The organism is Pseudomonas sp. LPB0260 (assembly GCF_013388395.1).
Map to the genome: position 1 here is coordinate 3,844,186 of NZ_CP058247.1, position 21,041 is coordinate 3,865,226.

Here is a 21,041-nt window from a genome sequence, read left to right on the forward strand (position 1 = left end):
TAGATGCAGGCGGCAATCGGGAGGGAAAGAAGATGGTGCGGACGGAGAGACTCGAACTCTCACACCTTGCGGCGCCAGAACCTAAATCTGGTGTGTCTACCAATTTCACCACGTCCGCGTGGTCAGACTATAAAACAAAAACGCCAGGCTTTTGGCCTGGCGTTCTGGAATATGGGGTGGACGATGGGAATCGAACCCACGACACCAGGAGCCACAATCCTGTGCTCTACCAACTGAGCTACGCCCACCATATTACTTTTGCTTGTGCCAAAGCTGCCAAATGGCACGCCCGGCAGGACTCGAACCTGCGACCATCCGCTTAGAAGGCGGATGCTCTATCCAGCTGAGCTACGGGCGCCTATCCATCTGCAAGCGCAGACTTAAAGCTTTCGGCTTCGGCGGCAATCTTTCGACCGCTGCTTTTGCCGTCTTACCCAGCGACTGGCTGTGCTCGACAAGCGGGGCGCATGTTATAGAGGCGACCATGGGTCGTCAACACTAAAATCAAAAAAAATTCAGCGAGATAAAGGGGTTACGCGAAATTCCTGGGCTGGCGCCTTTGCCGTACCGTTTCGCCATGCGAGAATGCGCGTCCTTTTTCAATCCTTTGCAATGGTTAACCAAGCGCAATGACCGCACAATTGATCGATGGCAAAGCGATCGCCGCCAGCCTCCGCTTGCAGATCGCCCAACGTGTCGCCGAGCGACGCCAACAGGGCCTGCGGGCTCCCGGCCTCGCGGTGATCCTGGTCGGCAGCGACCCGGCCTCCCAGGTCTATGTCTCGCACAAGCGCAAAGACTGTGAAGAAGTGGGCTTCCTTTCCCAGGCTTATGATCTGCCGGCCAGTACCAGCCAGGCCGAGCTCCTGGCCCTGATCGACCGGCTGAACGAAGACCCGAGCATCGACGGCATCCTGGTACAGCTGCCGCTGCCGGAACACCTCGACGCCTCCTTGCTGCTGGAGCGTATTCGCCCCGACAAGGACGTGGATGGCTTCCACCCCTACAACATTGGTCGCCTGGCCCAGCGCATGCCGCTGCTACGCCCCTGCACGCCGAAGGGCATCATGACCCTGCTGGAAAGCACCGGCGTCGACCTCTATGGCCTGCACGCAGTGGTCGTCGGCGCCTCCAACATCGTCGGCCGACCGATGGCCATGGAGCTGCTGCTCGGTGGCTGCACCGTCACCATCACCCACCGCTTCACCAAGGACCTGGCAGCCCATGTGGCGCAGGCCGACATCGTCGTGGTCGCGGCTGGCAAGCCCGGGCTGGTGAAGGGTGAATGGATCAAGCCGGGCGCCATCGTCATCGACGTCGGCATCAACCGCCAGGACGACGGCAAGCTGATCGGCGACGTGGTCTACGAGACCGCCCTGCCCCGCGCCGGCTGGATCACCCCGGTTCCGGGCGGCGTAGGCCCGATGACCCGCGCCGGCCTGCTGGAGAACACCCTGCACGCGGCGGAACACCTGCACGACTGAGCGCGAAGCAGCATGAAAAACGGCACCCGAGGGTGCCGTTTTTTATTGCCTGGCTAGACCTTAGCCACGACCTTGCTCCCAGGACTTCAGCAGCTCGTCGTAGTTGATGGTTTCGCCCTTGGGCTTCTCATTTGCCAGCTTCGGCTTCGGCGCTCCCGGCTGGTCCAGCCAGTACTGCGGATCACGCGCTTCGTTCAGCTTCGGCCCACACTCGCCCAACACCCCAGAACGCTCCAGGCGCCCGAGCATGGTGTCCTGAGCGGCTGCAAGGCCGTCCAGGGCCTGCTGCGGGGTCTTGTCGCCACTGGCCGCTTCGGCGATGAACTGCCACCACAGCTGCGCCAGGCGCGGGTAGTCCGGTACGTTGGTGCCGGTCGGCGTCCACTGCACCCGTGCCGGGCTGCGATAGAACTCGACCAGCCCGCCCAGCTTGGGCGCCACGTCGGTCATGGCCTGGGACTGGATGTCCGACTCGCGGATCGGCGTCAGGCCGACCAGGGTCTTCTTCAGCGACACGGTCTTGGAGGTGACGAACTGGGCGTACAGCCAGGCCGCCAGGCGCTGCTTCTCCGGCGTCGACTTGAGGAAGGTCCAGGAACCGGCGTCCTGGTAGCCGAGCTTCATGCCCTCTTCCCAGTACGGCCCTTTTGGCGACGGCGCCATGCGCCACTTCGGCGTGCCGTCCTCGTTGACCACCGGCAGGCCGGCCTTGGTCATGTCCGCGGTGAAGGCGGTGTACCAGAAGATCTGCTGGGCAATGCTGCCCTGCGCCGGTACCGGGCCGGCCTCGGAGAAGGTCATGCCCTGAGCTTCAGGCGGTGCGTACTGGCGCATCCAATCGACGTACTTGGTGGTCGCATATACCGCGGCCGGGCCGTTGGTGTCGCCACCACGGGCGACGCTGGAGCCGACCGGACGGCAACCGTCGACCCGGATGCCCCACTCGTCCACCGGCAGGCCGTTGGGCAAGCCCTTGTCGCCACCACCGGCCATGGAGAACCAGGCATCGGTGAAGCGCCAGCCCAGAGACGGGTCCTTCTTGCCGTAGTCCATGTGGCCATAGACGCGCTGGCCGTCGATTTCCTTGACGTGCACCGAGAAGAACTCGGCGATGTCCTCGTAGGCCGACCAGTTGACCGGCACACCCAGATCGTAGCCGTAGATTTCCTTGAACTTGGCCTTCAGCTCCGGACGCTCGAACCAGTCGGCGCGGAACCAGTAGAGGTTGGCGAACTGCTGGTCGGGCAGCTGATAGAGCTTGCCATCGGGCCCGGTGGTGAAGGAGGTGCCGATGAAGTCTGGCAGGTCCAGGGTCGGCAAGGTGTAGTCCTTGCCCTCGCCGGCCATCATGTCACTGATCGCCACCGCCTTGCCGTAACGGAAGTGGGTACCGATCAGGTCGGAGTCGTTGATGTAACCGTCGTAGATGTTCTTGTCGGACTGCATCTGGGTCTGCAGCTTCTCGACCACATCGCCTTCCTGCATCAGGTCATGCTTGAGCTGGATGCCGGTGATCTCGCTGAACGCCTTGGCCAGGACCTTGGACTCGTACTCGTGGGTGGCGATGGTTTCCGAGGCGACGCTGATGCTCATGCCGCGAAACGGCTCGGCCGCCTTGATGAACCACTGCAGCTCGGCCAGCTGCTGTTCCGGGGTCAGGGTCGAGGGATTGAACTCCTCGGCTATCCACTTCTTCGCCGCCTCTTCGTAGGCATCCGCCCAGGCCGCACCACTGAGCCCGGACAACGCCAGCAGGGCGGCCAGCGCCATGCTACGTCGAGTTTTGTTGTTATTTTCGAACATAGAGACCTCCATCTCAGGTTTTATAAGAGGCAACACGACTGCCACGCCACAACGCCGGACGGCGCTTGACGCCTGCAGCACACATCAACCCCAACGCATCACTGCAAACAGCCACAGCAAAGACAGCAACGAGGCTATCCAGACGCTCCAGTCGGTCGCGCCTACCACCAGCAAGTGCAGGTAGGCACTACCAAGCAGACCGATAAACAGCCGATCACCACGGGTCGTGCTGATCGGCAGAAACCCTTTGCGCTCGACGCAGGGCGAGCGTATTTCCCAGACCGTCATGCCCGCCAGCAGCACGGCGATCGCGCCGAAGAACAGGCCGGTGGGCAACGTCCACGCCATCCAATCCATATGCCTTCTCCTTAAACCCGACCGAGGGCGAAGCCCTTGGCCACGTGGTTGCGAACGAACCAGATCACCAGCATCCCCGGCAGGATGGTCAACACCCCGGCGGCGGCCAGCACCCCCCAGTCGATGCCGGAGGCCGATACCGTGCGGGTCATCACCGCGACGATGGGCTTGGCGTCCACCGAGGTCAGGGTGCGCGCCAGCAGCAGCTCGACCCAGGAGAACATGAAGCAGAAGAACGCGGTGACGCCGATGCCCGAGCCGATCAACGGAATGAAGATCTTCACGAAGAACTTCGGAAAACTGTAGCCGTCGATATAGGCCGTTTCATCGATCTCCTTGGGCACCCCGGACATGAAGCCCTCGAGAATCCACACCGCCAGCGGCACGTTGAACAGGCAATGGGCCAGGGCCACGGCGATATGGGTGTCGAACAGGCCGATCGAGGAATACAGCTGGAAGAACGGCAGCAGGAAAACCGCCGGCGGCGCCATGCGGTTGGTCAGCAGCCAGAAGAACAGGTGCTTGTCGCCGAGGAAGCGGTAGCGCGAGAAGGCATAGGCCGCCGGCAACGCCACGCTGAGGGAGATCAGGGTATTGAGGGTGACGTAGTACAGCGAGTTGAGGTAGCCCTCGTACCAGCTCGGGTCGGTGAAGATCACCCGGTAGTTGTCCAGGGTGAAGCCGTGCGGCCACAGGCTCAGGCCGCCGAGGATCTCGGTGTTGCTCTTGAACGACATGTTCAGCAGCCAGTAGATCGGCACCAGCAGGAACAGCAGGTAGCACAGCAGCACCACGCGTTTACGCATAGTCATGGTCGGCCTCAGCGGTTTTTGTCGTCGTGGGTCATGGCGGTATAGAACAGCCAGGAAACCAGCAGGATGATCAGGAAATAGACCAGGGAGAACGCCGCAGCCGGCCCCAGGTCGAACTGGCCGACCGCCATCTGGGTCAGGGTCTGACTGAGGAAGGTGGTGGCGTTGCCCGGCCCGCCGCCGGTGAGCACGAAGGGCTCGGTGTAGATCATGAAGCTGTCCATGAAGCGCAGCATCACGGCGATCAGCAGCACGCTCTTGAGCTTCGGCAGCTGGATATGGCGAAACACCGCCCAGGCCGAGGCGCGGTCGATGCGCGCCGCCTGGTAATAGACGTCGGGAATCGCCCGCAGGCCGGAGTAGCAGAGCAGCGCCACCAGGGAAGTCCAGTGCCAGACGTCCATGATCAGCACCGTGACCCAGGCGTCCGCGGTGTTGGAAGCGTAGTTGTAGTCCACCCCCAGCTCGTTGAGGCTCCAGCCGAGCAGGCCGATGTCGGCGCGGCCGAAGATCTGCCAGATGGTGCCGACCACGTTCCACGGGATCAGCAACGGGATGGCCATCAGGATCAGACACAGCGAGGCCCAGCGCCCCTTGGTCGGCATGGTCAGGGCGATGCCTATCCCCAAGGGAATTTCGATCAGCAGCACGCAGCCCGAGTAGATGAACTGGCGCAGCAGCGAGTCGTGCAGGCGGGTGTCCTGCAGCACCTGGCGGAACCAGTCGACGCCGACGAAGTAGCGGCTGGACTGGTCGAAGATGTCCTGCACCGAGTAGTTGACCACGGTCATCATCGGCACGATGGCGCTGAACGCCACCAGCAGGAACACCGGCAGCACCAGCCACCAGGCCTTGTTGTTATGCACCTTGCTCATGGCGCCACCTCCAGCTGGCCTTCATCGACCAGATAGTCGTCGGCGTAGAGCATCAGCCACTGCGCCGGAAAGCTGATATAGGCCTGTTTCTGCGGCACCTGCTGGTCCTCCTGCAGGCGCACCTTGATCGGCTGGCCGTCCAGTTGCAGGCTGAGGATCTTGTAGGTCCCCAGGTCCTCGACATGCAGCACCTCGGCGCGCAGGGCGCCCTCGTAGGGGCCGTCCCAGACATGCACGAACTCGGGGCGGATGCCGACCTTGAGGCTCTTCCAGGTCATCCCGGCCAGTCGGCGGGTCAGCGCCGCGCTGAGCGGCAGCTGGGTATCAGCGAAGCTCACGCCGCCCTCGCAGGGGCTGACCTCGATCAGGTTCATCCCCGGGCTGCCGATGAAGTAACCGACGAAGGTGTGGCTGGGGCGCTCGAACAGCTCCCGGGGCGTGCCGAACTGGACGATCTGGCCGCCGTACATCACCGCGATCTTGTCGGCGAAGGTGGAAGCCTCCAGCTGGTCGTGGGTGACGTAGACCATGGTGATGTTGAACTGCTCGTGGATCTGCTTGAGCTTGCGCCGCAGCTTCCACTTCAGGTGCGGGTCGATGACGGTCAGCGGCTCGTCGAAGAGGATCGCCGAGACGTCGTCGCGCACCAGGCCGCGACCCATGGAGACCTTCTGCTTCTCGTCGGCGGTCAGGTTGCGCGCCTTCTTGTGCAACAGCGGGTGCAGCTCCAGCACCTCGGCGATCTCATGCACCTTGCTCATCACCTGAGGCTCGGCCATGCCCTGGTTGCGCAGGGGAAACGCCAGGTTGTCGAACACCGTCATGGTGTCGTAGACCACCGGAAACTGGAAAACCTGGGCGATGTTGCGCTGCTCCGGGGGCAGTTCGTTGACCGCTTTGGCGTCGAACAGCACCTCGCCGTGGGACGGCTTGAGCAGGCCGGAGATGATATTGAGCAGGGTCGACTTGCCGCAGCCCGAAGGCCCCAACAACGCATAGGCACCGCCCTGCTCCCACACATGATTCATCTCGCGGATGGCGTAGTCTTGCGCGCCGGAGGGCTCGCGACTGTAGCTGTGCGCTAGGTTCTTCAAACGTATCTCGGCCATCAGGCACTCCTCCCTGTGCGCCGGGTGGGCGCCTGAACCAGCTGCCCTTGGGCATCGAAGACGAACAGTTTGTGCGTGGGAATGTAGATGAGGATCGGCGCGTCCACGTCGTACTCATGGACGCCCGGCAGGTGCAGGACCAGGACGAACTGCTCGTTGCGCACGTGCAGGAAGGTTTCCGAGCCGCTGATCTCCGCCAGCTCGACGGTCACCGCCAGCTCCAGGTCGTCGTCGTTGGACGGCACCAGGCCGATATGGCTGGGGCGCACGCCGAAGCGATAGTCGCCCACGGCGATGTCCTTGAGGTCCGGGTTCAACGGGAAATGCACGGCGTCGGCGAAGCTCACCTCGGTTTCGCTGATGCGCCCGGGCATGAGGTTGATCGCCGGCTCGGAGAACAGCTCGGCGGCCAGCACCTGCTGTGGCCGGTGATAGACCTCTGCCGTGCGGCCGCTCTGCACCACCCGCCCCTCATGCAGGATGGTGGTGGTGCCGCCCAGGGCCAGGGCCTCGTTCGGCTCGGTGGTGGCGTAGATGGCGATGGTGTGGCGCGCCTGGAACAGCTCGCGCATCTCCTGGCGCAGCTCTTCGCGCAGCTTGTAGTCGAGGTTGACCAGCGGCTCGTCGAACAGGATCAGCGAGGCGTCCTTGACCAGGGCACGGGCCATGGCCGTGCGCTGCTGCTGGCCGCCCGACAGCTCCAGCGGATAGCGCTTGAGCAGGCCGTCGATGCGCAGCATCTGCGCGGTCGCCTGGACCTTGTCAATGATTTCGGCCTCGGCCACGCCGGCCTGGCGCAGCGGCGAGGCGATGTTCTCGAACACCGTCAGGGTCGGGTAGTTGATGAACTGCTGATAGACCATCGAGACGTTGCGCTGACGCACCGGCACACCGGTGACGTCCGCACCATTCATCAGGATGCGCCCCTTGTCCGGGCGGTCCAGCCCGGCCATCAGGCGCATCAGACTGGTCTTGCCCGCCAGGGTGCGACCCAGCAGGACATTGAAGGAACCGGGTTCGAAGCTCAGGCACGCATCGTCGATATGCACCTGGTTGTCGACGGTACGGCTGACATGTTCCAGCGTAAGCGACATGGCCTGTCCTTTTGTTGTTGTGCCATTTGCGGCATTAAGCCGTTTGCGCTAACAAAGCCAGTTTTGTGCCAGAATCCATCAAAACAACTTAAGCCATTGTTTTAATTAGCTCTTTATCAAACAAGAAACAGCCGGGCTATTTGCGACTGAACAGTTCTGAACAGGGTTAGATGAACAAATGAACAATCGCGCTGTTGACATTGAACAGTCATCAACGACACTGGCCACTGCCCGGCACAGACCGGAGTCGATAACGACAAGAACAACAACGGAACACTTGGCATGCCCGAAGCGGATTCTTCACTGTCCCATGACAACATCATCCAGGAGTCCTGGTCGCGCTGCCGCGACTTCGGCCTGACGCACCAGAGCACGCCCAGCTTCGGCCTGCCGGGCAAGGGCGAAGTCTCGACGCTGCTGGAAAGCCAGCACGCCCTGGTGCAGACCACCCAGCGCGAAGTACTGCCCTATTACGGCGACATCCTCGCCAACTCCAACTGCCTGATCATGCTGGCCGACAACCAGGGCCAGCTGCTGCAGTCCTGGGGCGACCAGCGCTTCGTCGACCCCAGCCTGGCCAGCGGTTTCCGCCCCGGCGCCAGCTGGCTGGAGCGCTTCACCGGCACCAACGCCATCGGCACCGCCCTCAGTTGCGGCCAGGCCGTGCACATCCAGCACGACGAACACTTCCTCAAGGCCAACCGTTTCATGACCGGCTCGGCCTCGCCGATCTTCGACGAGCAACGGCAGATGATCGCGGTGCTGGATGTCTCCAGCGACAGCTACCTGCCGCCGGCCCACACCCTGGGCATGGTCAAGATGATGAGCCAGTCGGTGGAGAACCGGCTGATCCTCAACCTGTTCAGCGGACGCTATTTCCAGCTGACCTTCAACACCAGCCTGAACAACCTCGACAGCCCCTGGGCGGGGCTGCTGGTCTTCGACGAGCAGGGCCAGGTGGTCTCGGCCAACCGTCGCGCCGACAGCCTGCTCGGCGTCGGCCTGGCGCGGGTGAACATCGACAGCCTGTTCGACATTCCTCTTCAGCGGCTGCTCAACCAACCCCAGGCCCAGCCCTTCAAGCTGCGCTCGAGCGGCGGCTTCAGCTTTCACGCGCAGCTCAAGCGCCCCCAGCAACCGGTGCCGATCCAGGCCCGCGACTTCCGCCCCGCCGCCCCGGCCGAGGAGCGCGCCAAGGGCTTTACCCTGGCCTCGATCAACCTCGGCGACCCCCGCGTGGCCAAGGCCGTGCGCCAGGCCGAACGGCTGCTGGAGAAGGACATTCCGATCCTTGTCCACGGCGAGACCGGCGTCGGCAAGGAGGTCTTCGTCAAGGCCCTGCACCAGGCCAGCTCGAGGGCCAACCAGGCATTCATCGCGGTCAACTGTGCGGCCATCCCCGCCGAACTGGTGGAGTCCGAGCTGTTCGGCTACGAGAAAGGCGCATTCACCGGTGCCAACCAGAAAGGCAGCATCGGCCTGATCCGCAAGGCCCATAAGGGCACGCTGTTTCTCGACGAGATCGGCGACATGCCGTTGCGGGTGCAGGCACGCCTGCTGCGCGTGCTGCAAGAGCGTTGCGTGCAGCCGCTGGGCAGCTGCGAGCTGTTTCCGGTGGATATCCGCCTGATCTCCGCCACCAACCGCCCGCTGCGCCAGGACGTCGACAGCGGCCTGTTCCGTCAGGACCTCTACTACCGGATCAACGGCCTGAGCCTGGCACTGCCGCCGCTGCGCGAACGCAGCGACAAGGCAGCGCTGTTCCAGCGCGTCTGGGACTACCACCGCGAACCCCACCAACGGGCGGGCATCAGCCGCGAGGTCGAGGCACTGTTCCTGCGCCATCCCTGGCCGGGCAACCTGCGCCAGCTCAGCAGCGTGCTGCAGATAGCCCTGGTGATGGCCGACGATGAGCCGATCCGCGCCGAACACCTGCCGGAGGATTTCTTCGACGACCTGCAGCAGGCTCCGGCGGCGGCCGAACCAGCCAGCGCGCCCCAGCCACTCGAACAGCAGGCGCCCGGCGCTGGCGAAAACCAGGATCTGCTCGGCCAGTACCAGGCCTGCGGCGGCAATATCTCGCACCTGGCGCGCAACTTGGGCGTAAGCCGCAACACCCTGTACAAGCGGCTGCGCGAGCAGGGGCTGAAAATCTAGGGGAAGGCGCCATGCGGCCGATCGACACCCGGCGCGCCGGCGAAGTCACGCGCCACTCATGGCGCAGGACGAGGCCTGCAAGATCCCCATGGGCAACTGCGCCCCGGGATCGCTATGATCGGTGCCCATGACGCCTTCCTTTCCGATCCGCCAACCCTGCCCGCCTGGAGTCTGCGACTGCCAGCGCGAACAGTTGCTGGACAGCCCCGACAGCGACCTGCGCATCCTGCGCCTGACCCGCCAGGAGGAGAAGCGCCTGCTCGAGCGCCTGGAGAACATTCAGAGCCTGGGCGATCTCGAGCACATGCAGCGGCGCCTCCACGAGCAGCTGGGCATCCGCCTGGCAATCGCCCCCGGCTTCAACGAAGTGCGCAGCATGCGCGGCATCGCCATTCGTATCGACGACCTGCCAGGGCTCTGCCGCAAGACCCGCCAGGCGATTCCGGCGGCGATTCGCCGCGGTCTGGAGAAGCACCCGGAAATCGCCTACGACCTGCTCAACGCCCACGACCTGTTGCGCGACGCCTGACGCAGGCAGCGGACCGGCGCACAGGGCAACGTCAGTCTACCGGTCCTATTCTCCCGTCGACGCCTCACCGAGCTGCTCCGCGCACACCTCCCGAACGCAGCCACGCAACCAGCGATGCGCCGGGTCGGCATGCAGCCGCGGGTGCCAGAGCAAGGCAACGCTGATCTCCGGCGTCGCGAACGGCAGAGCAAAACTGTGCATACCGAGGCGCAGGTTTCCGCTATGGCGTTCGGGAACACTGGCGATCAAGTCAGAACCCCTGGCGAGCGCCAAGGCCGTCGAGAAACCCTCGACCAGCGTGACGACCTGCCGCTTCAACCCCAGGGGCTCCAGCGCTTCATCGATCGGCCCCTTGTCGAGCCCGCGCCGCGAGACAGCGACATGCCGGCCGGCCGCATAGCGCGCGGGGCTAATCTCGCCCTGGCTCAGCGGATGTCCCAGGCGCACGACGCCGATGAAGCGGTCACGGAACAGCCCCTGCACCCGCAACTCCGGAGCGGTCGCCTTACCCACCACACCGGTTTCCAGGTCGACGCTGCCATCGCGAAGTGCGGCGCCGTCCTTGTCCGCCTTATGCACGAAGCGCAGCCGCACGCCAGGCGCCTGCTGGCAGACCCTGGCGATCAGGGCCGGGCCGAAGTTCTCCACGAAGCCCTCGCTGCTGCGCAGCGTGAAGGTACGGGACAGCCGCTCGAGGTCGAGATTCTCCACGGGACGCAGCACCGCCCCGGTGTCCCGTACCAGCTGGCTGACCTGCTCACGGAGCTCAAGCGCTCGAGGAGTGGGCACGAGGCCACGCCCGGCCCGCACCAGCAACGGGTCTCCGGTCGTCTCCCGCAGTCGCGCCAGCGCCCGGCTCATTGCCGACGGGCTCAGGCGCAATCGCTGCGCGGCTCGGGCAACGCTGCCTTCGGCGAGCAACACATCCAGGGTGACCAGCAGGTTGAAATCGGGATTCGACATGCCTCGACCATAGCACGGCCACGGGCTGACATGGCGTCGGACGCACGTATTCAGTGCAACTGCTGCGCCTTCCGCCTTATCAGGCGCAAGCCTATGGTTTCGACAGCAGCGTTTGCCGGCCAACCAGAGGGGACGAAGTGGATGTCGACGCCAACCACCGCGAGACACGATGAGATAGACCCGGGACGCACCGAACAGGCCGCTTCGTTTCGCTGGAGGCTCGTCAGCCTCGCACTCCCCATGTTGCTGGCCTCGCTCGGCAGCAGCATCGCCACGGTCGGCCTGCCGACGCTGGCCCAGGCGTTCGGCGCCTCCTTCCAGGCGGCCCAGTGGATCGTCCTCGCCTACCTGCTGGCCATCACCACGCTGATTGTCGGCGCGGGACGTCTCGGCGACATCATCGGACGCCGACGACTGCTGCTGGCCGGGGTGCTTCTGTTCACGGCGGCCTCGCTGCTGTGCGGCGTCGCTGCGTCGTTCTGGCTGCTGATCGCCGGCCGGGCACTGCAGGGCCTCGGAGCCGCGATCATGATGGCGCTGACCATGGCCTTGGTCGGTGACATGGTAGCGAAGGAAAGGACCGGCCGGGTCATGGGGCTACTCGGCAGCATGTCCGCGATTGGCACCGCACTAGGGCCGTCCCTCGGCGGCGTGCTGATCGCCGAACTTGGCTGGCGGGCGATCTTTCTGCTCAACCTGCCCCTGGGTGGCCTGACACTGCTGCTCGCCCATCGCTATCTGCCCGCTGAGCGCCAGGCGCCGCAGGCGGATAGCGGCGGTTTCGACATGCTCGGCACCCTGTTGCTGGCGTTGACGCTCGGGGCCTACGCGCTCGCCATGACACTCGGGCGCGGCGGCTTCGGCCCGCTCAACATGGCGTTGCTGCTGGCAGCCGTGGTTGGCGTCGGCTTGTTTCTGCGCGTCGAATCCACCGCGGCCTCGCCCTTGATTCGCCTGGCCCTGCTCCGCGATCCAGTGCTGAGCGCCGGCCTGGCCATGAGCATGCTGGTCTCGACTGTGCTGATGGCGACACTGGTCGTCGGGCCCTTCTATCTGTCGCGGGCGCTCGGGCTCGATGCCCTTGGGGTCGGGCTCGCCCTGTCCAGCGGCCCGTTGCTCGCTGCGCTGGCCGGCGTGCCCGCCGGCCTCATCGTCGAGCGCCATGGTGCAAAGAGGATGACCCTGGCCGGGCTCTGCGCGATGGCAGTCGGCTGCAGCCTGCTCGCCCTGTTGCCCGAGACACTGGGAGTCGCCGGCTACGTCATCCCCATCTTGCTCACCACCGCCAGCTACGCGCTGTTCATGGCGGCCAACAACACCGCCGTCATGAGCGATATCCGGAATGAGCAACGTGGCGTCATCGCCGCACTGCTCAGCCTCTCGCGCAATCTGGGGCTGATCACCGGCGCGTCCGTCATGGGTGCGGTGTTTGCGTGCGCCTCAGCCACGAACGACATCACGATGGCACAACCCGCCGCCGTCGCCGCCGGCATGCGCAGCACCTTCGCCGTCGCCCTGCTGCTGATCGCCGTCGCGCTGGCCGCCGCGGCTGCTGGCCGCGCTCGGTCTTGGCAATAGTCGGTCGCGGGACTGGATGGCGCGGCCAGCCGGGGGGCCGGTGCCGCGCTGGCAACGAGTAGGGCGAGAACCAGATTCACCAGCGCTCCGGTAAAGCGTGTTACTCCGAGCCTGAACTCGAACATCGGCGCGGGCCCCACGCTCGGCCTGGAGAGGCGAATGGCAGGAGGCCGCGCACCTTTCTCGCTCGGCCGCTACTGATGCCCGACTGGATCAGCCCCATGGCCTGCACTCAGCGAGCTTGAAGCTAAAACTGCTGGGCAGACCCGTCGCGCCCTTGAAACGACCCGTCGGGCCAACGCCGGCAGCCTTGTTTCACGCACAAGCGCAATCGGCAGGCAGGAAGACAGGTTCACCATCTCACGCGCAGAAATACCTACTGAAACCAGAGCCATACGGCCATGGCCGCGGCATCCTATTGTTGCCAGTGCTGCTTAATGTCCTGCCATTGCTCATCCATGATCCACTCGTCCGCCATCGGAAAGAATATATTCTCCTCGCGATCCATGTGGTCATAGTACTTCCTAATATAGTCCTCGACGAAAGCGGCTATTTCCTTTGAGTTAAGCCCCGATTGTTCCAGGGCCCCGAGTTGCTTGGCGATTCGCTCGAACCCTTGATGATCACGCTCTATATCTCTCACGCACTGATGCAGCGGCGCCTCGGTTGCCAACAACTTCTCACGAATCAGTTCTTCATTCTGATGGTGTTTTGTTTCCGCCTCACCATGCAGAGACTCCAGCATCCTGTAGAGCTGCTCGCAGTCGGCCGCTTCATCCACGCCACTGCCAAGCACTTTCAGCAGTTGCTTTATTCGGTCGATAGTGGCGGAAACACCGCGATGGTAGACGTGAAGTTCCTCCAGTAACGGGTGCATAGCAAACCTCTCTGACATAAAGCCGGAGTATTCCCAGTAACCTTTAGACTAGTACGGGAAGCTTGCCCTCCTGTTGATCTGCATCAATGAAGCCTAGCGCCCAGATGATGCCAGCAAGTCCAGTTCGGCCTTGCGCCGCATCTTAGGTCCATAAATCGCTAATGCGCGCTTGGGATATGCAATCAAAGTCTTTAACTTGAACGTATCCACCACCCTGCCCCGCCACCACAACTTTCTTCCGCCAGAGCAACAACAGGGAGATAAGCGCCGCCCCCTGCAGTTATCGAAGGTTATTTCATTAGGGTCGCAAATTGCCCGAGCCGCGTGGATCAGCGCCGACGGTGATCGATGCCGGGTAGCGCTCGCCAGAACAGCGCCGGCCGAGGCCGCTGCGTTCGCTTGAATCGCAAGCTCAACAGCAAGCGGCCAACGATCTTTCGCTTCGGCGCGGCTCGACTCGCGGTCGACAGGTGCGGTGCCAGATCAGCCTGCAGCCGATAGGCTCGGAAAGCTCGCCTTGATCCGCTGCAGGAGCAGCTCGGCGCGGGCCGATAACGGCCATTCGGCGCGGTGCAGCAGCCACAGGCTATCGACCACCGCAGGCGTCCCCTCGATGACCTGGATGGCCTCTGGCCGGGCGAAGGCCAGGCGGGCGAAGCGCGGAATCACCGTGAATCCCAGGCCGCGGGCCACCGGCTCGAGGATCAGGCCGATCTGGTTGGTGAAGCCGCGGCACGACAGGCTGCGCACCCCGGGCGCGCCGGGAAACCGCCGACTGAGCAGGCGCCCGGCCATGGCCTGGCCATCCGGGTGATCGATAAAGCCGAGGCGCTCGAGATCGCGCCAGTCGCGGACCCGCTCGCCGGCCGGCACCACCAGCTCCAGCGGCTCCTCGGCGAAGCGGCTGACGCTCAGACGCGGATCGTCCGGCTTGAGGGTCACCAGACCCAGTTCGAAGCGGTTCTCCAGCACGGCGTCCAGCACCTCAGGGTCCGGGGCGAAGCGATGGCGGATGCTCAGGCCCGGGTGCGCCTGCTGCAGCGCCAGCAGCTGCGGGTAGAGCGCCAGGCCGATGCTGCCGGGGCTGATCAGGCCGATCTCGCCCTGCTCGGCGTCGGCCTCGGACAGCCGCTGCTGCAAACGCTGGTCGGCGGCACCGACCTCCATGCAGTAGTCGAGCAGGGCGTGGCCGGCGGGCGTCAGCTCGAGCTGGCGCGGGCGGCGGATCAGCAGCGGGCCCAGGCGCTCCTCGAGACGCTGCACATGCTGGCTGACCGCGGCCTGGGTGAGGTCCAGACGCTCGGCGGTGCGGGTGAAATTGCCCTGCTCGGCGAGCGTGACAAAGGTACGCAGCCATTGCGGATTTAGCATAACGATCTCTTATTGGAATCATAACCTGAAGATTGTTTTGATTATGACTATGCACACCTAGACTGGCCACACTTCAGCCAACACGAGGTTTTGCTCATGTCCAGCGTCTACCCCCGCAGCTTTTCCCACATCGGCCTGTCGGTCACCGATCTCGACGCCGCCGTCAAGTTCTACACCGAGGTCATGGGCTGGTACCTGATCATGCCGCCGACCACCATCAGCGAGGACGACTCGGCCATCGGCGTGATGTGCACCGACGTGTTCGGCGCCGGCTGGGGCTCGTTCCGCATCGCCCACCTGTCCACCGGCGACCGCATCGGCGTGGAGATCTTCCAGTTCCGCAACGCCGAGAAACCGCAGAACAACTTCGAGTACTGGAAAACCGGAATATTCCACTTCTGCGTACAGGACCCGGACGTCGAAGGCCTGGCCGCCAAGATCGTCGCCGCCGGCGGCAAGCAGCGCATGCCGGTGCGCGAGTACTTCCCGGGCGAGAAGCCGTTCCGCATGGTCTACATGGAAGATCCCTTCGGCAACATCCTGGAGATCTACAGCCACAGCTACGAGCTGACCTACTCCGCCGGCGCCTATCAGTAAAGCGCGACCCCGGCAGCGGCTAACGCCGCCCACACAAACAAAAAGGCCGCAAATGCGGCCTTTTTTTGTTGTCTCCCAGTCCGGCTATTCGGCCAGGCGCCAGGTGGTGCCGCCCCTGCCGTCTTCCAGCACCACGCCCATGGCGCCGAGCTGGTCGCGGATGCGGTCCGACTCGCCCCAGTTCTTCTCGGCGCGGGCCTGCAGGCGCGCGGCGATCAAAGCCTCGACTTCGGCAGCGTCGACCTTGCCTGCGGCCCCGGCCTGGAGGAAGGCGTCCGCCTCCAGCTGCAGCACGCCGAGCAGCCCGGCCAGCTCCTTGAGCCGCGCGGCCAGGCCGGCCGCGGCCTGCAGGTCGCTGTCGCGCAGGCGGTTGACCTCGCGCACCATCTCGAACAGCACGGCGCAGGCTTCCGGGGAGTTGAAGTCGTCGTCCATCGCCGCGGCGAAGCGCTCGGCGAAGTCCTCGCCGCCGGCCGGTGCCGCCTCGGGCAGGCCGCGCAGCGCATGGTAGAAACGCTCCAGGGCGCCCTTGGCTTCCTTGAGGCTGTCCTCGGAGTAGTTGATCGGGCTGCGGTAGTGGCTGGACACCAGCAGGTAGCGCACCACCTCGGGGTGGTACTTGTCCAGCACCTCGCGGATGGTGAAGAAGTTGCCCAGGCTCTTGGACATCTTCTCGCCGTCCACGCGCACCGCGCCGGCATGCATCCAGGCCTTGGCGTAGAGCTTGCCGGTGGCCGCCTCGCTCTGCGCGATCTCGTTCTCATGGTGCGGGAACACCAGGTCCGGGCCGCCGCCGTGGATATCGAAGGTCTCGCCCAGGCAGCAGGTGGACATCACCGAGCATTCGATGTGCCAGCCCGGCCGCCCCTTGCCCCAGGGCGAATCCCAGCTCGGCTCGCCCGGCTTGGCGCCCTTCCACAGGACGAAGTCCAGCGGGTCCTGCTTGGACTCGTCGACCTCGATGCGCGCGCCGACGCGCAGGTCCTCGATCTTCTTCCTCGACAGTTTGCCGTAGCCGACGAACTTGCCGACCCGGTAGTAGACATCGCCATTGCCCGGGGCATAGGCGAAGCCCTTGTCGATCAGGTTCTGGATCATCGCGTGCATGCCGGCGATGTGGCCGGTGGCGCGTGGCTCCTGATCGGGGCGCAGCACCGACAGGCGTGCCTCGTCCTCGTGCATGGCGCTGATCATGCGCTCGACCAGGGCCTCGAACGGCTCGCCGTTCTCTTGTGCACGCTTGATGATCTTGTCGTCGATATCGGTGATGTTGCGCACATAGTTCAGCGCATAGCCGCTATGGCGCAGCCAGCGAGCGATCACGTCGAAGGCCACCATGACCCGCGCATGGCCGATGTGGCAGAAGTCGTAGACGGTCATGCCGCACACGTACATGCGCACCTGGTTGCCTTCCAGCGGCTGGAAGGCTTCCTTGGTCTTGCTCAGGGTGTTGTAGATCGACAGCGCCATTACTGACCTCCCCAGGAGTCACGCAGGGTCACGGTGCGGTTGAACACCGGGGCGCCCGGTTTGGAGTCCTTGAGGTCGGCGCAGAAGTAGCCTTCGCGCTCGAACTGGAAGCGCTCCTCCGGCTGCGCCTGGGCCAGCGACGGCTCGGCGCGGCAGCCCTTGAGCACCACCAGGGAATCGGGGTTGATGTTGTCGAGGAAGCTGGCGCCCTCCTCGACCTTCTCCGGGTTGGCCGAGCGGAACAGGCGGTCGTACAGGCGCACTTCGCACTCGACGCTCTCGGCGGCCGGCACCCAGTGGATCACGCCCTTGACCTTGCGGCCCTCGGGGTTCTTGCCCAGGGTGTTCTCGTCATAGCTGCAGCGCAGTTCGACGACATTGCCGGCGGCATCCTTGACCGCCTCGTCGGCGCGGATCACGTAGCTGCCGCGCAGGCGCACCTCGCCCCCCGGTACCAGACGCTTGAAGCCGGCCGGCGGGTTCTCCTCGAAGTCGCCGGCGTCGATGTAGATCTCGCGGCTGAACGGCAGCACGCGCACGCCCATGTCCTGCTTGGGGTGGCGCGGCAGCTCGAGGTTCTCCACCTGGCCTTCGGGGTAGTTGCTGATCACCACCTTGAGCGGCTTGAGCACGCACATGGCGCGCGAGGCGTTGGCATCCAGGTCTTCGCGGATGGCGAACTCGAGCATGCCGATGTCCACCACGCCGCCGGCGCGGTTGACCCCGATCATGTCGCAGAAGGTGCGGATCGACGCCGGGGTGTAACCCCGACGGCGGTAGCCGGACAGGGTCGACATGCGCGGGTCGTCCCAGCCGCTGACGTGCTTCTCATCGACCAGCTGCTTGAGCTTGCGCTTGCTGGTGATGGTGTAGTTCAGGTTGAGCCGGGCGAATTCGTACTGGCGCGGCTGCGCCGGCACCGGCAGGTTGGCCAGGAACCATTCGTACAGCGGGCGATGGTCCTCGAACTCCAGGGTGCAGATCGAATGGGTGATGCCCTCGATGGCGTCCGACTGACCATGGGTGAAGTCGTAGCTGGGGTAGATGCACCACTTGTCGCCGGTCTGGTGATGATGGGCGTGGCGGATGCGGTAGAGGATCGGGTCGCGCAGGTTCATGTTCGGCGAGGCCATGTCGATCTTCGCCCGCAGGGCGCGAGCGCCGTCCGGGAACTCACCGGCCTTCATGCGGGCGAACAGATCGAGGTTTTCCTCCACCGAGCGCTCACGGAACGGGCTGTTCTTGCCCGGTTCGGTGAGGTTGCCGCGATACTCGCGGGCCTGGTCCGGCGACAGGTCGCAGACATAGGCCTTGCCCGCCTTGATCAGTTCGACGGCCCAGTCGTGCAGCTGATCGAAATAGTTGGAGGCGTAGCGCTCCTCGCCGGCCCACTGGAAGCCCAGCCACTGCACGTCGCTCTTGATCGCGTCGATGTATTCCTGGTCTTCCTTGGCCGGGTTGGTGTCGTCGAAGCGCAGGTTGCACTCGCCGCCGAACTCCCTGGCCAGGCCGAAATTCAGGCAGATCGACTTGGCATGGCCGATGTGCAGGTAACCATTAGGCTCCGGCGGGAAACGGGTGATGATCTTCGTGTGCTTGCCCGCTTCCAGGTCGGCCTGGACGATGGGACGAAGAAAGTTCGTAGCGGCTGGAGTCTCTGGCTTGCTCATGGGGTCCTTGATCATGCAGGTGCGGCGCAGGGTAGGCCGACTAAAACAAAGCGCTTATCATAGCCGAAGCTGTCAACCCCCTGACAGGCCTTCGAATTTCTCGACAGAGCGAATCCCACATGATCAAGCTGCACACCAACCACGGCGTCATCACCCTCAACCTGTTCGAAGACAAGGCCCCGGAAACCGTGGCCAACTTCAAGGAATACGTAAAGGCCGGCCACTACGACAACACCGTGTTCCACCGCGTGATCAGCAACTTCATGATCCAGGGCGGCGGCTTCGAGCCGGGCATGAAGCAGAAGCCGACCCGCGCACCGATCAAGAACGAAGCCAACAACGGCGTCTCCAACAAGGTCGGCACCGTCGCCATGGCCCGCACCATGGAGCCGCACTCGGCCTCCGCGCAGTTCTTCATCAACGTCGCCGACAATACCTTCCTCGACCACAGCGCGCCGACCGTGCAGGGCTGGGGCTACGCGGTGTTCGGCGAAGTGAGCGAAGGCATGGACGTGGTCGAGAAGATCAAGGGCGTGGCCACCACCATGAAGTCCGGCCACCAGGACGTACCGGTCGACGACGTGATCATCGAGCGTGCCGAGATCGTTGAGTGATCCTGCTGATCTCCGACCTGCATCTTGAAGAGGAGCGCCCGGACATCAGCCGGGCGTTTCTGCATTTCCTGCAGACGCGCGCCACCCAGGCCGAGGCGCTGTACATCCTCGGCGACTTCTTCGAAGTGTGGATCGGCGACGATGCCATCAGCCCCTTTCAACGCTCCATCGCCCAGGCCCTGCGCCAACTGAGCGACGGCGGCACACGCATCTACCTGATGCACGGCAATCGCGACTTCCTGCTGGGCCAGGCGTTCTGCCGCGAGGCCGGCTGCACCCTGCTGAGCGATCCGAGCCTGGTCGAACTGGCCGGGGAGCAGGTCCTGCTGATGCACGGCGACAGCCTGTGCACCCAGGACGAAGCCTATATGCGCATGCGCCGCTGGCTGCGCAACCCGCTGAGCCTGTTCATCCTGCGCCACCTGCCCCTGGCCACCCGCCACAAGCTGGCGCGCAAGCTGCGCAAGGAAAGCCGCAGCCAGACCGCGATGAAGGCCAACGACATCGTCGACGTCACCCCCGCCGAGGTGCAGCGGGTCATGGCGGCCCAGGGCGTGCGCACGCTGATCCACGGCCACACCCACCGCCCGGCGGAGCATGAGCTGCAGGTCGAGGGGCAGGCGGCGCGGCGTATCGTCCTGGGCGACTGGGATCGCCAGGGCTGGGCCCTGCAGATCGACGCCCGGGGCTGGCAGCTGGCGCCCTTCCCCCTCGCCTGAGCTGCACCGCCGATCTAGCGCTGCAGGGCGGCCTGGCGCTCGTGACGCTGAAACTGCGGACTCGCCTCGATGGTCTGCGCCAGGCGCAGGGTCGCCTCGTTGACCTCCTCGGCGACGAACAGGGTGATGTCCGTACCCGGCAGAGCCGGCAGGCCCTCCTCGATCACCTGCAGGCCGGGCTCCAGGGTCGAGCGCGGAATGATGCCGACGCCGATGCCCGCGCGCACGGCGGCCAGGACCCCGGCCCGACTCTGGCTGGTGAAGGCGATCCGATAGGGAATCTGCGCCTCGGCCAGCACCTTGCCCGCCGAATCGCGGTGATAGCAGCCCTCGACGAACACCGCCAGCGGCAGTGGCTCGCGCTCGTGGGTCGAGTGGGCCTCGGTGCGCACCCACACCAGTTCGTCGCGAAACAGCCGGCGGCCGCCGTCGGACGCCGCAGGCATCTCGACCAGGGCCAGGTCCAGCTTGCCCTCGGCCACCAGCGACGCCAGGTAGTGGGGCCGATGGTCGCAGACCACCTCCAGGCAGGCCTCGGGATAACTCAGCACGAAGGCCTCCAGCAAGGGCGTAAGGCTGCGCGTGGCGTACTGATCATGGGTGCCGAAGCGCACCTGGCCGGCCACGTCGGCATGCTGGAAGGTACCGAGGATACGGTCGTGCAGGTTCAGCAACTGTTGGGCATGGCCCTTCAGCTGCTCCCCGGCTGGCGTCAGGCGGACGCCGTACTGACCACGTTGCAGCAGTTCGGTCGCGACCAGGGCCTCCAACCGGCCGAGCTGCATGCTGATGGTCGAGGGCGCGCGGTGCAGGCGCGCGGCCGCGGCGGTCAGGTTGAGCGTGTCGGCGACCACGACAAAGGTTCGCAGCAGAACGATGGGCAGGTCGCGCATGGCAGAATTCAACCTTCTTGAAAGTGGTGATCAATATTTATCGTTTTGCCGAATCCTGGCAAGCCTCTA

The 21,041-nt window shown here is 64.5% G+C and carries 19 protein-coding genes and 3 tRNA genes; 7 read left to right on the plus strand and 15 right to left on the minus strand.

What is annotated here, in order from left to right; translation table 11 throughout:
- Nucleotides 1–33: 33 nt before the first annotated feature.
- The 3 genes from LPB260_RS17185 to LPB260_RS17195 all read right to left on the minus strand — a co-directional run bounded on the left by LPB260_RS17185 (nt 34) and on the right by LPB260_RS17195 (nt 358).
- Nucleotides 34–118, minus strand: a tRNA-Leu gene (locus tag LPB260_RS17185).
- A 54-nt stretch (nt 119–172) separates the two neighbouring features.
- Nucleotides 173–248: transfer RNA gene (locus tag LPB260_RS17190), tRNA-His, on the minus strand.
- 33 nt (nt 249–281) lie between these two features.
- Nucleotides 282–358: transfer RNA gene (locus LPB260_RS17195), tRNA-Arg, on the minus strand.
- Between the two features lie 271 nt (nt 359–629).
- Between LPB260_RS17195 and folD the strand changes: the two genes are divergently transcribed.
- Nucleotides 630–1,484 (plus strand): bifunctional methylenetetrahydrofolate dehydrogenase/methenyltetrahydrofolate cyclohydrolase FolD, encoded by an 855-nt coding sequence (gene folD / locus LPB260_RS17200; protein ID WP_208707020.1) that lies wholly within the window; start codon nt 630–632, stop codon nt 1,482–1,484.
- A gap of 60 nt (nt 1,485–1,544) precedes the next feature.
- On the opposite strand, the gene LPB260_RS17205 is transcribed toward folD, so the two are convergent.
- The 6 genes from LPB260_RS17205 to LPB260_RS17230 form a co-directional block, all read right to left on the minus strand.
- Complete coding sequence (locus LPB260_RS17205; protein ID WP_208707021.1) at nt 1,545–3,287, minus strand: ABC transporter substrate-binding protein; 1,743 nt, start codon at nt 3,285–3,287, stop codon at nt 1,545–1,547.
- 84 nt (nt 3,288–3,371) lie between these two features.
- Nucleotides 3,372–3,644, minus strand: coding sequence for a DUF2160 domain-containing protein (locus tag LPB260_RS17210; RefSeq protein ID WP_208707022.1), 273 nt, complete (start codon nt 3,642–3,644; stop codon nt 3,372–3,374).
- Between the two features lie 11 nt (nt 3,645–3,655).
- The gene (locus tag LPB260_RS17215) at nt 3,656–4,456 is read right to left on the minus strand and encodes a carbohydrate ABC transporter permease (protein WP_208707023.1); all 801 of its coding nucleotides are present in this window, start codon (nt 4,454–4,456) and stop codon (nt 3,656–3,658) included.
- Between the two features lie 8 nt (nt 4,457–4,464).
- Nucleotides 4,465–5,331, minus strand: coding sequence for a carbohydrate ABC transporter permease (locus LPB260_RS17220; protein ID WP_208707024.1), 867 nt, complete (start codon nt 5,329–5,331; stop codon nt 4,465–4,467).
- A complete protein-coding gene (locus LPB260_RS17225) occupies nt 5,328–6,440 on the minus strand; it encodes an ABC transporter ATP-binding protein (RefSeq protein ID WP_208707025.1) in 1,113 nt (370 codons plus the stop codon). Before LPB260_RS17225 ends, LPB260_RS17220 begins: the two co-directional genes overlap by 4 nt.
- Nucleotides 6,440–7,534, minus strand: a complete 1,095-nt coding sequence (locus LPB260_RS17230) for an ABC transporter ATP-binding protein (protein WP_208707026.1) — start codon at nt 7,532–7,534, stop codon at nt 6,440–6,442. Before LPB260_RS17230 ends, LPB260_RS17225 begins: the two co-directional genes overlap by 1 nt.
- A gap of 282 nt (nt 7,535–7,816) precedes the next feature.
- Between LPB260_RS17230 and LPB260_RS17235 the strand changes: the two genes are divergently transcribed.
- Nucleotides 7,817–9,691, plus strand: coding sequence for a sigma-54-dependent Fis family transcriptional regulator (locus LPB260_RS17235; RefSeq protein ID WP_208707027.1), 1,875 nt, complete (start codon nt 7,817–7,819; stop codon nt 9,689–9,691).
- A 127-nt stretch (nt 9,692–9,818) separates the two neighbouring features.
- The gene (locus tag LPB260_RS17240; protein ID WP_208707028.1) at nt 9,819–10,220 is read left to right on the plus strand and encodes a hypothetical protein; all 402 of its coding nucleotides are present in this window, start codon (nt 9,819–9,821) and stop codon (nt 10,218–10,220) included.
- 45 nt (nt 10,221–10,265) lie between these two features.
- Here LPB260_RS17240 and LPB260_RS17245 read toward each other — a convergent pair whose 3' ends face one another.
- Nucleotides 10,266–11,183 carry a LysR family transcriptional regulator gene (locus tag LPB260_RS17245; protein WP_208707029.1) on the minus strand — a complete coding sequence of 306 codons (918 nt, stop codon included), beginning with the start codon at nt 11,181–11,183 and terminating at the stop codon, nt 10,266–10,268.
- A gap of 141 nt (nt 11,184–11,324) precedes the next feature.
- On the opposite strand from LPB260_RS17245, the gene LPB260_RS17250 reads away from it, so the two are divergent.
- Nucleotides 11,325–12,761 (plus strand): MFS transporter, encoded by a 1,437-nt coding sequence (locus LPB260_RS17250; RefSeq protein WP_208707030.1) that lies wholly within the window; start codon nt 11,325–11,327, stop codon nt 12,759–12,761.
- 415 nt (nt 12,762–13,176) lie between these two features.
- Here the strand turns inward: LPB260_RS17250 and LPB260_RS17255 are convergent, their stop codons facing one another.
- The gene (locus tag LPB260_RS17255; RefSeq protein ID WP_208707031.1) at nt 13,177–13,638 is read right to left on the minus strand and encodes a hemerythrin domain-containing protein; all 462 of its coding nucleotides are present in this window, start codon (nt 13,636–13,638) and stop codon (nt 13,177–13,179) included.
- Nucleotides 13,639–14,121: 483 nt separating this feature from the next.
- Nucleotides 14,122–15,009, minus strand: a complete 888-nt coding sequence (locus tag LPB260_RS17260) for a LysR family transcriptional regulator (protein ID WP_208707032.1) — start codon at nt 15,007–15,009, stop codon at nt 14,122–14,124.
- Between the two features lie 96 nt (nt 15,010–15,105).
- Between LPB260_RS17260 and LPB260_RS17265 the strand changes: the two genes are divergently transcribed.
- Nucleotides 15,106–15,606 (plus strand): lactoylglutathione lyase family protein, encoded by a 501-nt coding sequence (locus tag LPB260_RS17265; RefSeq protein WP_208707033.1) that lies wholly within the window; start codon nt 15,106–15,108, stop codon nt 15,604–15,606.
- 84 nt (nt 15,607–15,690) lie between these two features.
- Here the strand turns inward: LPB260_RS17265 and cysS are convergent, their stop codons facing one another.
- Both cysS and LPB260_RS17275 read right to left on the minus strand, forming a co-directional pair.
- Entirely contained in the window at nt 15,691–17,076 is a 1,386-nt protein-coding gene (gene cysS, locus LPB260_RS17270) for a cysteine--tRNA ligase (protein ID WP_208707034.1), read from the minus strand.
- Nucleotides 17,076–18,746, minus strand: a complete 1,671-nt coding sequence (locus LPB260_RS17275) for a glutamine--tRNA ligase/YqeY domain fusion protein (RefSeq protein ID WP_208707035.1) — start codon at nt 18,744–18,746, stop codon at nt 17,076–17,078. Before LPB260_RS17275 ends, cysS begins: the two co-directional genes overlap by 1 nt.
- A gap of 119 nt (nt 18,747–18,865) precedes the next feature.
- Between LPB260_RS17275 and LPB260_RS17280 the strand changes: the two genes are divergently transcribed.
- Together LPB260_RS17280 and lpxH are read left to right on the plus strand one after the other, a co-directional pair.
- Nucleotides 18,866–19,360, plus strand: coding sequence for a peptidylprolyl isomerase (locus LPB260_RS17280; RefSeq protein ID WP_208707036.1), 495 nt, complete (start codon nt 18,866–18,868; stop codon nt 19,358–19,360).
- A complete protein-coding gene (lpxH, locus tag LPB260_RS17285) occupies nt 19,357–20,079 on the plus strand; it encodes a UDP-2,3-diacylglucosamine diphosphatase (protein ID WP_208707037.1) in 723 nt (240 codons plus the stop codon). The genes LPB260_RS17280 and lpxH overlap by 4 nt, the downstream gene beginning before the upstream one ends.
- Nucleotides 20,080–20,093: 14 nt before the next feature.
- On the opposite strand, the gene LPB260_RS17290 is transcribed toward lpxH, so the two are convergent.
- The gene (locus LPB260_RS17290) at nt 20,094–20,972 is read right to left on the minus strand and encodes a LysR substrate-binding domain-containing protein (RefSeq protein WP_208707038.1); all 879 of its coding nucleotides are present in this window, start codon (nt 20,970–20,972) and stop codon (nt 20,094–20,096) included.
- Between the last annotated feature and the right edge of the window lie 69 nt (nt 20,973–21,041).

What these genes read in the sequence shown, in the direction of transcription:
- folD (WP_208707020.1), top strand. Translation starts at nt 630, where the DNA reads ATGACCGCACAATTGATCGATGGCAAAGCGATCGCCGCCAGCCTCCGC.
- LPB260_RS17205 (WP_208707021.1), bottom strand. Translation starts at nt 3,287, where the DNA reads ATGTTCGAAAATAACAACAAAACTCGACGTAGCATGGCGCTGGCCGCC.
- LPB260_RS17210 (WP_208707022.1), bottom strand. Translation starts at nt 3,644, where the DNA reads ATGGATTGGATGGCGTGGACGTTGCCCACCGGCCTGTTCTTCGGCGCG.
- LPB260_RS17215 (WP_208707023.1), bottom strand. Translation starts at nt 4,456, where the DNA reads ATGACTATGCGTAAACGCGTGGTGCTGCTGTGCTACCTGCTGTTCCTG.
- LPB260_RS17220 (WP_208707024.1), bottom strand. Translation starts at nt 5,331, where the DNA reads ATGAGCAAGGTGCATAACAACAAGGCCTGGTGGCTGGTGCTGCCGGTG.
- LPB260_RS17225 (WP_208707025.1), bottom strand. Translation starts at nt 6,440, where the DNA reads ATGGCCGAGATACGTTTGAAGAACCTAGCGCACAGCTACAGTCGCGAG.
- LPB260_RS17230 (WP_208707026.1), bottom strand. Translation starts at nt 7,534, where the DNA reads ATGTCGCTTACGCTGGAACATGTCAGCCGTACCGTCGACAACCAGGTG.
- LPB260_RS17235 (WP_208707027.1), top strand. Translation starts at nt 7,817, where the DNA reads ATGCCCGAAGCGGATTCTTCACTGTCCCATGACAACATCATCCAGGAG.
- LPB260_RS17240 (WP_208707028.1), top strand. Translation starts at nt 9,819, where the DNA reads ATGACGCCTTCCTTTCCGATCCGCCAACCCTGCCCGCCTGGAGTCTGC.
- LPB260_RS17245 (WP_208707029.1), bottom strand. Translation starts at nt 11,183, where the DNA reads ATGTCGAATCCCGATTTCAACCTGCTGGTCACCCTGGATGTGTTGCTC.
- LPB260_RS17250 (WP_208707030.1), top strand. Translation starts at nt 11,325, where the DNA reads ATGTCGACGCCAACCACCGCGAGACACGATGAGATAGACCCGGGACGC.
- LPB260_RS17255 (WP_208707031.1), bottom strand. Translation starts at nt 13,638, where the DNA reads ATGCACCCGTTACTGGAGGAACTTCACGTCTACCATCGCGGTGTTTCC.
- LPB260_RS17260 (WP_208707032.1), bottom strand. Translation starts at nt 15,009, where the DNA reads ATGCTAAATCCGCAATGGCTGCGTACCTTTGTCACGCTCGCCGAGCAG.
- LPB260_RS17265 (WP_208707033.1), top strand. Translation starts at nt 15,106, where the DNA reads ATGTCCAGCGTCTACCCCCGCAGCTTTTCCCACATCGGCCTGTCGGTC.
- cysS (WP_208707034.1), bottom strand. Translation starts at nt 17,076, where the DNA reads ATGGCGCTGTCGATCTACAACACCCTGAGCAAGACCAAGGAAGCCTTC.
- LPB260_RS17275 (WP_208707035.1), bottom strand. Translation starts at nt 18,746, where the DNA reads ATGAGCAAGCCAGAGACTCCAGCCGCTACGAACTTTCTTCGTCCCATC.
- LPB260_RS17280 (WP_208707036.1), top strand. Translation starts at nt 18,866, where the DNA reads ATGATCAAGCTGCACACCAACCACGGCGTCATCACCCTCAACCTGTTC.
- LPB260_RS17290 (WP_208707038.1), bottom strand. Translation starts at nt 20,972, where the DNA reads ATGCGCGACCTGCCCATCGTTCTGCTGCGAACCTTTGTCGTGGTCGCC.